This window comes from Desulfocurvibacter africanus subsp. africanus DSM 2603, assembly GCF_000422545.1.
In the GTDB taxonomy this organism is placed as follows: Bacteria; Desulfobacterota; Desulfovibrionia; order Desulfovibrionales; family Desulfovibrionaceae; genus Desulfocurvibacter; species Desulfocurvibacter africanus.
Genome location: NZ_AULZ01000002.1, coordinates 28,143 through 40,018, shown reverse-complemented (window position 1 = coordinate 40,018; position 11,876 = coordinate 28,143). Strand labels below are relative to the sequence as shown.

11 protein-coding genes are annotated in these 11,876 nt (G+C 60.7%); 2 read left to right on the top strand and 9 right to left on the bottom strand.

Annotation, left to right across the window (positions count from 1 at the left end; translation table 11 throughout):
- Positions 1-449: 449 nt before the first annotated feature.
- From H585_RS0102355 to H585_RS0102330, 6 genes are all read right to left on the bottom strand, one after another.
- Positions 450-911 (bottom strand): hypothetical protein, encoded by a 462-nt coding sequence (locus H585_RS0102355; RefSeq protein ID WP_244432462.1) that lies wholly within the window; start codon positions 909-911, stop codon positions 450-452.
- Positions 912-1,120: 209 nt separating this feature from the next.
- On the bottom strand, positions 1,121-2,449 hold the full coding sequence (locus tag H585_RS0102350) for a hypothetical protein (RefSeq protein WP_027366609.1): 1,329 nt from the start codon (positions 2,447-2,449) through the stop codon (positions 1,121-1,123).
- A gap of 278 nt (positions 2,450-2,727) precedes the next feature.
- Positions 2,728-4,893 (bottom strand): amylo-alpha-1,6-glucosidase, encoded by a 2,166-nt coding sequence (locus tag H585_RS0102345; RefSeq protein WP_027366608.1) that lies wholly within the window; start codon positions 4,891-4,893, stop codon positions 2,728-2,730.
- Positions 4,851-5,957 carry a glycosyltransferase family 4 protein gene (locus H585_RS0102340; RefSeq protein ID WP_027366607.1) on the bottom strand — a complete coding sequence of 369 codons (1,107 nt, stop codon included), beginning with the start codon at positions 5,955-5,957 and terminating at the stop codon, positions 4,851-4,853. Before H585_RS0102340 ends, H585_RS0102345 begins: the two co-directional genes overlap by 43 nt.
- 604 nt (positions 5,958-6,561) lie before the next feature.
- Positions 6,562-6,735: a hypothetical protein gene (locus H585_RS23440; protein ID WP_169432895.1), complete on the bottom strand. Its 174-nt coding sequence runs from the start codon at positions 6,733-6,735 to the stop codon at positions 6,562-6,564.
- Between the two features lies 1 nt (position 6,736).
- Entirely contained in the window at positions 6,737-7,495 is a 759-nt protein-coding gene (locus tag H585_RS0102330; RefSeq protein WP_027366606.1) for a PilZ domain-containing protein, read from the bottom strand.
- A gap of 343 nt (positions 7,496-7,838) precedes the next feature.
- On the opposite strand from H585_RS0102330, the gene H585_RS0102325 reads away from it, so the two are divergent.
- Together H585_RS0102325 and H585_RS22330 are read left to right on the top strand one after the other, a co-directional pair.
- Entirely contained in the window at positions 7,839-8,126 is a 288-nt protein-coding gene (locus H585_RS0102325; RefSeq protein WP_005984982.1) for an HU family DNA-binding protein, read from the top strand.
- A 414-nt stretch (positions 8,127-8,540) separates the two neighbouring features.
- Positions 8,541-8,702 (top strand): DUF1328 domain-containing protein, encoded by a 162-nt coding sequence (locus H585_RS22330; RefSeq protein ID WP_005984980.1) that lies wholly within the window; start codon positions 8,541-8,543, stop codon positions 8,700-8,702.
- A gap of 67 nt (positions 8,703-8,769) precedes the next feature.
- Here H585_RS22330 and H585_RS23810 read toward each other — a convergent pair whose 3' ends face one another.
- The 3 genes from H585_RS23810 to H585_RS20720 form a co-directional block, all read right to left on the bottom strand.
- Entirely contained in the window at positions 8,770-9,813 is a 1,044-nt protein-coding gene (locus H585_RS23810; protein ID WP_274532692.1) for a TolC family protein, read from the bottom strand.
- The gene (locus tag H585_RS23805) at positions 9,728-10,132 is read right to left on the bottom strand and encodes a TolC family protein (RefSeq protein ID WP_274532691.1); all 405 of its coding nucleotides are present in this window, start codon (positions 10,130-10,132) and stop codon (positions 9,728-9,730) included. Before H585_RS23805 ends, H585_RS23810 begins: the two co-directional genes overlap by 86 nt.
- A gap of 164 nt (positions 10,133-10,296) precedes the next feature.
- A complete protein-coding gene (locus tag H585_RS20720) occupies positions 10,297-11,757 on the bottom strand; it encodes an ABC transporter permease (protein WP_274532693.1) in 1,461 nt (486 codons plus the stop codon).
- Between the last annotated feature and the right edge of the window lie 119 nt (positions 11,758-11,876).

Below are 11,876 nucleotides of genomic sequence, written 5' to 3'. Positions count from 1 at the left end.
ACTAAGTCAATACGACTTCGTGTCCATGCTCTTTCTAGAGATCTCTGCAAGAGAACTGCACGAATCAACCCCATCTGTGTGGCTAAAAATGCGGCGTTCAACTTTAGATTGCCGCATGTTCCACAGGTGGAATACTGATCCGATCCGTCACATTCCACCGCAAGTCCAAACACGGTTACCCTGCTGCAGGCTTGGGGGCTCGGACGGTTTATCGGTATTGTCTGGTTTGGAATAATTCTTGGAAGGGCCGGGGCTGCGATCGGGCCATGGCCCTGCTTGAAGGCAAGTATCTGCCGCGCCTGCCGGCCATCCTGCGCATGCTCGACGACTGAGGCGCCCATTTCAGGATGCGCGGTGCTCCCTGCCTTCCTCCCGGGAGAAGTGCGTCCCTTGAGGACCTCTTTCCGGAGCAGCCGCCATCGAAGACCGGGCGACGGCCGCTCCGATTTTCAATCGACCTTCTTCAGGCTCGCCTTAGGCACCCAGCCATCGTGAACTCTGCCCTCGTGGCGTATACGTACGTGGCCCCAGAGCTTGTCGTCCGACCAATCGTCCACCACGACCTTGGCCCCGGCCTTGAACGTGCCGTGCACGCGGGCCCTGGGAGTGGGGCTCGCTCGCAGCTCGCTGTGGCGCGTCAGCACGTACTCGTTTTGGGCCAGCTTATCCTGGACCGGCTGAGCCTTGCCGTCGATCTTGTCGCTTGCGCGGACCACGCCGTCCTGGGCCTTGGCGCTCGAACGTGACACGCCGCTCTGAATTTTTGCACCTGCCCGCTCGATTTTTTCCCCAGTTTTTGTCGCGGCCTTCTCCACACCATCACCGACCTTGGTTGCGACATTCTTCGTCTTGTTCACGACCTTGTCGGTGAATTCGGCCATGTCGGCCTGGGCCATTGCAGGCAACAGCATGAAAGCGAATCCGAGAGCCAGGAAAATGTAACCACGTCCGCGACAAGCCATGAGCACCTCCAGGGTTGGTCGACCCCGGAGGCAATGCAAGCTTCATGCGATCCACGTTCGGACATTTCGAAATAAACGTCCCTTGCAGGCCATCGCCTGACGCTCCAACAATAAGCCCCGGAATGGACCGGGGCTCGACAACAGTTATGTTTGATCGTTTAGAGCGAAAGCAGGTATTGCTCCAAATCCATCTTCTCGGCTTCGGTCAGTCCCAGGTCCATGTTCGTATTGTAATGGTTGATCACATCCAGCAGAGTCGCGAAACGACCATCATGGAAGAACCCGCCTTCGACATGCGCCCACAGGCCTTTGAGCGGCGCGGTCCGATACCGATCGGTCGGCGAACGCGAGGCCTGGAAGTCATCGATCCCAATGTCATCGGGAGAGTGCAGGTTCCAGCCCGGCTCGGTGTATAGAGGCGGAACATGACAACGGGCGCATTCGGCCTTGCCGGAGAAGAGTTCCTCGCCGCGCTCCGCAGCTGCGGTATCGAAGCTGCCCGCGGGCGGTTCGGGAGCCGGCAGCGCGAGCTGATAGAAATGCAGATCGGCAAGCTTGGGCGTGATCAAGTCCGGTGTATTCCGGATATCATTGAATCCATTCTCAGCTGCTATCGGGAACTTCTCGGCATCGGTCAGCCTCTCGTCAAAGAAAGTTCCCATGCCGCGCATCTCAAGATTGGCGACGAATGCGTTCCAGTAGGTCACTGATCCCCACCCGGTCCAGGTCGCCAGATTGAACCCAGCCAAGCCAAATGCCGGCGGAATGAGCACCGAGGCCGAACCGCCGTCCGGCCGGAAGCCCTTGCCATCCAGGACAAGGATCGCATCGAACTTTCCTGGCCCCCAACTCGTGAGCACCTGCTCCACCGCGGCCTCGCTCACCCCGAGCACTTCGGCAAACGGTTGAAGCGTGGGCGCGCTGGCAATGACCTTGCCCACGTCGAGGTCGCGGTTGGCCCAACCATCCAGACGCCGGCCGACCCCGGGCGCAAGCGAGTCGTCCACGGTGGAATGGCACAGCGAACAGTTGATGCCTACGCTGACAAGATTATCACCCTCGAAAAAGCCCTTCACGCCAACCACGGCATCCTGCTTGAGCAGCAACAGCGTACCGGCAGGATCGTCCAGATCCACCATGCCTTGCTCCAGCTGATCGATGAAATCTCCCGGCAAGGCTTCAGCATCGACCTTCAAACCTAACTGCAAGGCCGCACTAGGAGGAAGGACCGACAACGTCTCATGCAGCCTGAGCTGTCCACCCCAGAACTCCTCGCTTCCGAACGTGTCGAAACGGAAGACTTCCTTGCCTCGATCGAATTGCTCCTCTGCGTTGTTCAGCGTCTGTTGCTCGTAATCGCCCCCATTTGCGCATTTGTCCCCTGCCTGAGCCCCGGACTTGGCATCCGCCGCCAAAGCTGTGGCCGGAAACGCAAGGCAAATGCAAGAGAGCAGCATTAACCCTTTAACGAGCATGCTTCTTTCCACGACCTATCCTCCTCGGTTCAAGTTGCAGTGCTATTGCTTTCTTGCATCTGCATAACTGCCTGAGATTCCGCCTGGCATAGGATGACAAGTCGTCAAGTTGTAGGGGAATGGCCCACGCGCATCGCATGTGACACTATCCACAAGCATAATATGAGCTTACGGTCCTGCGTGGTCAGCTAATCTTCTGTTAGAAGAATAGATGATTTATATAACGAGAATCACTAAAGTGTATCTGGTCACATGACGCAGCCTGTATACCAGCGCACTTCCCGCGTCTGTCACTTGAGGATGCGCAAGGTCACGTCGCCTTCGCGGCGTTCCAGGTACGCGCCCACATCGCCGGCTTGGCGTGTTAGCACCAGATCCAGCCTGGCTTGCCCCACGCGCAGATTGCGCATGCGGATGCGCCCGATGAATTCGGGCAACTCGGGGCGGTCCAAAGTCACGGTGCGCGCCACGGCGTCCACGTTCAGGCCCAGACAGGCCTGCAGGAGATGGAAGGGCGTGGCGCTGGCCCAGGCCTGGGGCGCGCAGGCCACCGGATAGAGGGTCGGCCCCTCGCCGCTGCGGCGATGAAACCCGCAGAACAGCTCGGGCAGCCGCTGCTGGTCCACATACAGGCCCACCCGGAACATGTCCTCCAGCATGCGCACGGGGCCCTTGCGCAGCCCGTAGCGCGACAGGCCATAAGCGATAAGCGCGTTGTCATGGGGCCAGATCGAGCCGTCGTGATAGGACATGGGGTTGTAGCGCGGCTGGTCCGAAGCGATGGTGCGCACGCCCCAGCCCGAATAGAACTCCTGTGACAATAGTTCGCTCTCCAACCGCCTGGCTCGCTCTTCCGAGGCGATGCCAGTCAGCAGGCACTGGCCGGCATTGGACGACTTGACCCGGCAGGGACGTTTCTCGCCGTCCAGGGCTAAAACATAGACGCCCAGCTCCTCGTCCCAGAAGGTGGCCTCGAAACGCCGCTGCATCTCATATGCTTCGGCGCGCAAGCGCATGGCTTCGGCCCTGCGGCCCGATGTCTCGGCTATGTACGCCGCTTCGTTCTTGGCCCCGTAAACATATGCCTGCACCTCGCATAGTGCGATGGAGCCCTCGGCCAGCCTGCCGTCCTCGTGGAACACCGAGTCCTCAGAATCCTTCCAGCCCTGGTTGCGCAGCCCGCGTTCCGATCGCTTGCAGTATTCCACGAAGCCGTCGCCGTCGGCGTCGCCGTGCTTGTCGATCCACTCCAGGGCGCGCTCCACGTGCGGCCACAGGGACTGGATATAAGCCAGGTCGCCGGTGCGCCGCAGGTACTCGCCGGCGAGCATGATGAACAGCGGCGTGGAGTCGATGGAGCCGTAATAGTTGCCGAATGGCACTTCGCCGGTATTGGCCATCTCGCCCTTGCGCGCCTCGTGCAGAATCTTGCCGGGCTCGGCATCCTGCACCGCGCTGAAGTCCGCGGCCTGGGTCCTGGCCAGGAAGGTCAACACTCCGCGCGCATTGCCGGGGTTGAGCCACAGGCTTTCCAGGGCCGTGATGATGCCGTCCCGACCGAAGGGCGTGGAAAACCAGGGAATCCCGGCGTAGGGATAGAAGGCGTCGTCCATGGAGGTCATGAGCATGCGCAGGTCGGCCAGGGAGCGGGTCAGGAAGTTGTTGAATAAATCGTTGTCGCTCTCGACCGCGCAACCCTCCTCGCAAATGCGTCGGTGGCTGGCCTTGACGTGCCGGTAGGCCGTTTCGAAAGAAGGTATGGAAGACTTGGGGGTTCCGCTTTCGCAAACGATGGTCTGGCCTATGTGCGCCTGCTCCTTCGGGGCCAGGCGCAAGGGAAAGATGGCCTCGCCGCCCTCGAATCGCTCCGGGGCCACGGTGAACACGGAACGCACCGTTCGGGTCAGGCCGTCCAGCCCCTCATAGCCCAGCGAAAGGCGATCGCCAGAAGTTTCCAGGGGCAGAAAGCGCCCGCGGCTTTCGCGGTGGATGCCCCGCACCTCGAACATGTCCACGAAGTCCGCATCGAGTATCAGACTCAGGGAAAATTCCGCCTCTTCCTCGCCGAAGTTGGACAGGCGGATGGCTTCGTGGCAGGCGCCGTCATAGAGGAATCGCGAGCGCATGATATGCACAGTGCCCCTGGCGAGCATGCTCGCTCGTCCTTCGACAAGGTCCGGGTTGGTCAGATCGGCCGAAAAGAGCGAATTATCGTCCTGGATGTTGGAACTCAGGATGAGCGGCCGCTTGCCGTCGATGAGCAGCTCCTGGCGCGACACGAAGCGAGTGCCCTCATGATAGACGCCTTCCTCGCCAAGGCCCAGAGGCAGGATGTCCCCGTAGCGGTCGAACACGGCGAAGGTGTCGCCATGCTTGAGCACGCGCCGGGAGCTGTCGGCCCGGGCCGCGGTGGCTAGGACATAGTACTGTTGGCCAATCTGGATGACTTCTGCCATGTGCTCCTGCTCCCGTTCGGCAACTGCCTGCTCCTGGGTTCCCAATCGGATATCAGCGTCTCATAGATCTTCACGTAGCGCTTGGCCATGGTCCGCACGCTGAAACGACGCTCGAACTCCTGCCGGCATTGGCGGCGCGGCAGACTCTCCACTTGCCCTATGGCCTTGGCGCCCGCTTCCACGCTGTCCACGATAAAGGCCGTATGGCCTTGCCTGAGAACCTCGGGCACCGAGCCGTGGTCATAGGCGATAACCGGCGTGCCGCAGGCCAGGGACTCGATCATGGTCAGGCCGAAGGGCTCGGGCCAGTCGATGGGGAAAAGCAGAGCCATGGCCCCGCCCAGAAAAGCGCCCTTCTCCGCCTCGCCAATCTCGCCAACGTACTCCACCAGGGGATGGTCGAACAGGTGCTTGATGTGTGTTTCAAAATACTCCGCATCCTTCTTGTCGATCTTGGCCGCGATTTTGAGCGGCACGCCCGCGGCCACGGCCATGGCGATGGCCCGGTCCACGCGCTTCTCGGGGCTGATGCGGCCCAGGAAAGCCAGATAACCTTGGTGGCGCTCGCTGAATGGCAGCAGGTCCAAGGGCAAGCCGTGGTAGACAGTCCCGGCCCAATTCATGAACAGCCAGGGCAGGCGCTGGCTGTCGCTAATGGACACCAGCGGAAGGTCACTGAACTCAGTCGCCAGGGATTTCAGGTTAGCCAGATCCAACCTGCCGTGCATGGTCGTCACGTGCGGCGCGCTCAGACGCCTGGCCAGGGGGAAGTGCAGGATGCCTGTATGGAAATGCACGACATCGAACCCCGCGGCGAGCTGAGCGACTTTTTCGATCATGTAGACATGGTGCGGCATATCATCCACACAGTCGCTCAAGCGCAGTGATTTGCGGCACATGGGCACGAGCCTGGCCGAGGTCAACGAGTCGCCGCTGGCAAAGAGAGTCACCTCATGCCCCTGCCGGACAAGCTCCTCGGCCAAGTAAGAAACCACTCTTTCCGTACCTCCGTACAGCTTTGGAGGCACACTTTCGAAAAGAGGCGATACATGGGCGATCTTCATGTACTGCACCTCGGAAGGCGAACTCGGCAGTTCTCCTCCCATTCCATGCGCAGGTGAGCGGTGCCAGCCTTCCGGCGCATTTCGGACAAGCGGCAGAGACGCACTCTGCCACATTTTTATCAACACTGAGAAGAGCTGAACCAGCCTTTGAGCAAATTACGCTGTATCAATAAAATTTTTGTTTTAATTTTTAGCTTACTACGCCAAAACGGTTTTCTTTTAATTTTTGCACAACAAAAGCCTCCATGTCATATTATTGGATACAATAGTTGTCATACTTACTCTGACAGGTTGGCCTATAAGAAGGAATATTTGTTGTTGCACGCAAAAAAGCTCGGTTCCCTGGACAGGACCGAGCTTCCGAATAACCACAGGCTATAACGCCACTTATGCGTTAAGATGAGTTTTGACTTACACTAGCGGAGGCTGCCCTGGCATTCATAAACAGCTGACAGGGCCGCGAGTCCTCTTGGCATACCTCTCCGCCCAAAAATTCGCCACAACGGGAAGGCCGCTTGCGGAAGAGACTCCGGCTCTCCGCCCGCGCCGGAGGTATCACCGCCCAGGGCTGACCACGCATAAATGGCCCAGGCGTAAGGACAGGCTATTTTTTCTTGGAGCGGCTATAACTGGTCACTGCGCCTAGCACGCCGCACAGCATGCCCAGAAACAGAGCCCGGGAAAGGTCTATGGACAGGACGAGGCCGCCGACGATGCCCACGGAACCGCCCAAGAGAATGCCCCTGACCAGGGCATCGGTGACGTTCTTATCAGCCATGTTAAGCTCCCTGACCGTGGCGCGAAGCGGCCGCCCCGGAAAGCAGGACGTCGAGGGCCGCGCGCTGGGTCGGTGTGATGTCGTTGAAGCTCAGGCCGATGCCGGGCACCAGCCCGCCGGCCTTACCCATGGGCGAATCCCGATCCTGTCCTGGCCATGGCTGCGGTCCCAGCGCATCGCCGCGCCAGGGAACCACCCTGCGGCAGACAGCACGCAAAGCCGGAATTCCAAGGGACGGAATCGTAAGCCAGGCGATATCGCCCGGAAGCCACGCGGCCGTTGTGAACACAAAGCAACCTGATTTCGAAAGGCTGAGCACCGCCGTGCGTTCCGCCGGCCAGTAACCCTGTTTTGCTTCGCGTACAAGCTCCACATGCAATATGCAAGTTTGCCGGGGGTCGCGGCGCAATAGGCGCGGGTGAAAGGCCGCCGCGTGGATACGCAGGAAATCGTCCAGCGAGTGCCCGGCTCCGGATGGCCCATAAAAAAGACAGCGCATGACATCCTGAGTGTGGTCCCAGTTCAGGCGCAACACGGGAAAGATAGCCATGGCTTCCGCAACCTGCATATTGCTTTCACACGAGGCGCGCATGAGCGTGGGCACATCCAGGAGCAGACCGCTGCATGGCCTTCTCGCGAGGCTGACGCACATCTCGTCCAGACCGGCCACACACGCGATGTCCACTCCGCGCTCCGCCAAGGCCTGCTCGTAGCGGTTCCGCCTCTCGCCGTACTCGGCCAAAAGCAGCACTCGCAGCATGAACAGTCCTCCTACACGGGCAATATCCGCCTGTTTTTGCTCTGGGCCAGGGCCTTTAGCTATATTCTGGATACAACATGCAAATTTTTAGCCCCTTGCATGGAGCCGATGCCGTTGTTACCAGGATCCCATTGAATTTCCAAGCATTACTCTGAATAAAAGTTGATGATCTCTCCGTGACGAAACGCAGAGACCGGCCGAGAAGGCCCGTGTTTGCAGGACCTACCAGCGGAACCATTTGACAAGCAGGCCGTTGCGGGGCAAAGACCACCTAGTACGCAAAAGGAAGGGTGACACCTCGCTCCGCGTAGGTGTTGCACGAGCAGCCCAAAGGAGGATGACCATGTTCACTAAAACGCAGTTTGTTGAGTCACTGCGCCAGGCGCTTCCCGACGTATTCACCACCAAAGTGAGCGCCGAGAAAGCATTCGATGTCTTCTGCGAAACGCTTGCGCAGGGGATCAAGAGCAATGAAGGCGTGCGCCTGCCCAATGTCGGCTCCTTCGCCCTGAGCGCCCGCGCCAGCCGCACCGGCAGGAATCCGCAGACCGGCCAGGAGATCACGATCCCCGAGAAGAAGGTCGTGAAGTTCACCACGAGCAAGACCCTGAAGGAAGACCTCAATCCCTAACGGTCACGCCGCAAGCATTTCAAAAAGCCGGCTTGGCGATTACGATCGCCAAGCCGGCTTTTTTATGTCCTCTGCTCGGCAGGGCATCCTCGCAAGGCCTCTTTGACTATCCGACCATACTTACGATGCTTGGGATCTTGCCGCATCGGGTCACGCATGCATGTGCGGCAGCCAATCGAGCATACTGACAAGATCAACTGAAGTTTCACGGGCTTTCTTGGTTGCAAGTTGCCGCACGAGACATGCGCCTTTTGCCTGCGCGTCCTCGGCGCACAAGCAGGCAGCCTGTACGGGCAGAGCCTTTCCCTTGAGTCTAACGCTCGTCCTTAATCATGGCCTTCTCCTCATGCCCACAGCATCCTCGTAAAAGGCAAAAACGGCCGGCGACACCGGCAAGGGCAAAGGAGGTCAATCATGCTGAGATGGGCAGTCATTTTCCTCATCATCGCCATCGTTGCCGCCATCTTCGGCTTCGGCGGCATCGCCGGCACCGCCACGGGCATCGCCAAGATTCTTTTCTTCGTCTTCCTGGTCCTGTTCATCGTCTCGCTCATCATGGGCCGCGGAAGAGTCTGAAACCGTCCGAAAGGGCCGGATGCAGGGAGGAAAGGCGCCTTGCGGCGCGGGCTGGCAATGGGCTCGATCATAAGGGCTGGCTTGGCAAGGCAGCCTCGCCCCCAAGCGTCTGAAGCAGGGTGACGTGGTTGGCCAGCCGGTTCAGGAGGTTCTCCGCGAGAGCGATTTCGGATGTCCTGCGTGTTTCCTGGGCATCGAGCCAGAACTTGAGGGAAACGTAGCTGGCCTTGTAGCGGACCTCGTACATGCGTTCGACCTGGCGGGCGGCCGCCAGAGCCCGTTCAAGACTTGCGCCCTGCTCGGCGAGCATGCGTCTTGCCGACAGGGCGTTTTCCACTTCGCCCAGGGCCTGGTACAGCGTCTGCCGGAAGTTCACGACGACCTCTTCGTATTCGGCCTGGGAACTTATGACGCTAAGCCGCATCTCGTTCCACTGCAGAAAAGGCAACGCCAATTGCGTCGCCAGAGCCGCGATGGGATTCCGCAGGACCTCGCTCAAGGACGTGCTCGAGCTGCCGAGGGTGCCCGTCAGCGTGAGGGACGGGTTGAAACTGGCCCGTGTGGCGTCGGTATCGGCCAAAAGCTTGCGCAGACGCAACTCTGCTGCCTGCAGGTCCGGACGCCGGCCCAGAAGCTCCGCTGGCAGTCCCGCATCCACGGGCGGGAGCTCCCCTTCGGGCATGACTTGCGGGTTGGCCACGATGTCGCCCGGAGGACCGTCGAACAACAGCGCCAGGGCGTTGTACGCCTCCACCCGCTGCTGCAGCAGGTCCAATTGGTCTGCCTGCTGGCTGGCCAGGCTCTGCTCCGCCTCGGATACCTGGAGGGATGACGCCGCTCCGGAGCGGTACTGCGCGCGCACCAGAGCCAAGGTCTTCTCGGCATAGGCGATGCTCTGCCCACTCAAGTCGATGCGCACGTTCAGGTAGGCTATCCGCCAGTACAGGTTCATGGTGGTGCCCACCAGGGACAAGGCCGTGCTCTGTCGGTCCTGCTCCGTGGTCAAGGCCTCCCACTTGGCTGCATCATACTGACTGGAAAGCCTTCCCCACAGGTCGGCCTCGTAGCTGACCGACCCGTTCAACGCGTAGGCGCGCGGTACCCCCGCCATGGCGTATGTCCTTTTCATGGCTCGTGCTCGCGGTCGCGCCGAGGGTGGGTATCATCTGGTCCGCCGCCAAGCCGGCCTGCAACTGCGCCCGGCGCACCCTGATGGTGGCCGCGGCGAGGTCGTTGTTGCGCAGCAGGGCCTGTTCCACCAGCCTGTCCAGCACCGGGTCGCCAAAGCCGCTCGACCAGCCCGCCAGAGACGTGGACAGGGACTCGGCCGTGGGGGCCGAGGCTGCGCTCCAGCCTTGCGGCATGCTGACTTCCGGCGCGGAATAGGGCGTCTTCAGCAGCAGCCCGCAGCCCCCAAGCAGCAAGGCCATGAGGATCGCCCAAAAGATTTTTCGAGCCGAGTGGCGCGCTCGTCTCTGGCAAGTGATACTCAGGGAGGATGCTGCCCTTCCCCACGCTTGCGCAGGCAATTCCGTGGTCATACGGGCGGCCTGTATGCATCTATTCATGGGAGCATCCGAAGTTTTCAAGGTGCTCATTCCCGCGCCAGCGTCTCCACCGGATCGAGCCTGGCCGCGTTGCGGGCCGGCAGGAAGCCGAAGATCACGCCGATGGACAGGGCCAGGAGGATACCCAGAATGCCGCCCAGAAGGCAGACCAGCACGGCCTCGATGAGAAACTGGCTCATGATGTCGTTGCGCCGGGCCCCCACGGCCATGCGTACGCCGATTTCGCGGGTGCGCTCGGTGACGGACACCAGCATGATGTTCATGACGCCGATGCCGCCCACCACCAGCGAGATCACGGCGATGGCCGAGATGAGCAGCGTCATAGTGGCCGTGGTGCTCTCGATGGTCTTGCGTATGGTGTCGGTGTTCATGACGAAGAAATCCCTGAGCCGATGGCGCTGCGTCAGGAGATTGAGGATGCCCTGCTCCGCGGCCTTCATGGGTGCGCCGTCGCTGACGCGCACGGTGATGCTCTGCAGGTAGGCTTGCCCCAGCAGCCGGCTCATGGCCGTGGTGTAGGGAATCCAGATGTTCAGATCCTCGCTGTTGCCGAAGGGGGATTGCTTTGCCTTGGTGACGCCTATGACACGGCAGGGCACGCTGCCCAGGAGGATGACCTGCCCCAGCGGATCGCCCGCTTCGCCGAAAAGCCGCTTGCGGGTGTTCTGGTCGATGACCGCCCCCTGGGTATGTCGTTGGATGGCTTCGTCGGCGAAGGCCCTGCCCTGGGCTATTTCGTAGCCGTACACGCGGAAGTACTGGCTGCCCACGCCGCTGACCGAGGCCGAAACCGCGATGTTGCGATAGCGCAAGGTGACGGAGCTGGATACCTTGGGCGTGACGCTGTCCACGAAGCTCAGCTGCGCGAGCGTGTCGGCATCGGCCGGCACCAGGGAATGGATGCTCTGAGCATCGCGGTCGCCGAAGTCCTTTCCCGGAAATATGTTGATGACATTGGTGCCGATGGCGCTGATGTCGTTCAGCACTCGCTGCTGGGAACCTTGCCCCAGAGCCACCACCGAGGCGACCGAGGCGATGCCGATGATGATGCCTAGCATGGTCAGGAACGTACGGAGCTTATGCGCGGCCATGGCCACCAGCGCCATGCGCAGCAGTTCCTTGGATTTGTCGATGCCGGCGCGCAGGCCGTTGCCCTTGGGTTTCTCCTCTGGCAATGCGCGGGATGTGGGAGCGGAAACGTCGCCGTTGGGCCTGTCGGCCACGATTTCGCCGTCGCGGATCTCGATGATGCGCCCGGCGTAGTTCGCCACCTGCATGTCGTGGGTGACGACGATGATGGTATGCCCTTCGGCGTGCAGCTCCGTGAGCAGCTTCATGGTCTCCCGGCCGCTACGACTGTCCAGTGCGCCCGTGGGCTCGTCCGCCAGAATCACCCGGCCGCCGTTCATCAAGGCCCGTGCGATGCTGACTCGCTGTTGCTGACCGCCGGAAAGCTGTCCCGGCCGATAGCCCGTGCGGTCCCCCAGACCCAGCCGCCGCCACTATGAGCAGCGCGACGGCGAGCGCGAACCGTTTACTCCAACCCATATGCATTTTCATGATCAACCCACGGGATATGTATCTTGCATCAATCGCTTGCCAAGGA

What these genes read in the sequence shown, in the direction of transcription:
- H585_RS0102355 (WP_244432462.1), bottom strand. Translation starts at nt 911, where the DNA reads ATGCTGTTGCCTGCAATGGCCCAGGCCGACATGGCCGAATTCACCGAC.
- H585_RS0102345 (WP_027366608.1), bottom strand. Translation starts at nt 4,893, where the DNA reads ATGGCAGAAGTCATCCAGATTGGCCAACAGTACTATGTCCTAGCCACC.
- H585_RS0102340 (WP_027366607.1), bottom strand. Translation starts at nt 5,957, where the DNA reads ATGAAGATCGCCCATGTATCGCCTCTTTTCGAAAGTGTGCCTCCAAAG.
- H585_RS23440 (WP_169432895.1), bottom strand. Translation starts at nt 6,735, where the DNA reads ATGGCTGATAAGAACGTCACCGATGCCCTGGTCAGGGGCATTCTCTTG.
- H585_RS0102330 (WP_027366606.1), bottom strand. Translation starts at nt 7,495, where the DNA reads ATGCTGCGAGTGCTGCTTTTGGCCGAGTACGGCGAGAGGCGGAACCGC.
- H585_RS0102325 (WP_005984982.1), top strand. Translation starts at nt 7,839, where the DNA reads ATGTTCACTAAAACGCAGTTTGTTGAGTCACTGCGCCAGGCGCTTCCC.
- H585_RS22330 (WP_005984980.1), top strand. Translation starts at nt 8,541, where the DNA reads ATGCTGAGATGGGCAGTCATTTTCCTCATCATCGCCATCGTTGCCGCC.
- H585_RS23810 (WP_274532692.1), bottom strand. Translation starts at nt 9,813, where the DNA reads ATGGCGGGGGTACCGCGCGCCTACGCGTTGAACGGGTCGGTCAGCTAC.
- H585_RS23805 (WP_274532691.1), bottom strand. Translation starts at nt 10,132, where the DNA reads ATGGCCTTGCTGCTTGGGGGCTGCGGGCTGCTGCTGAAGACGCCCTAT.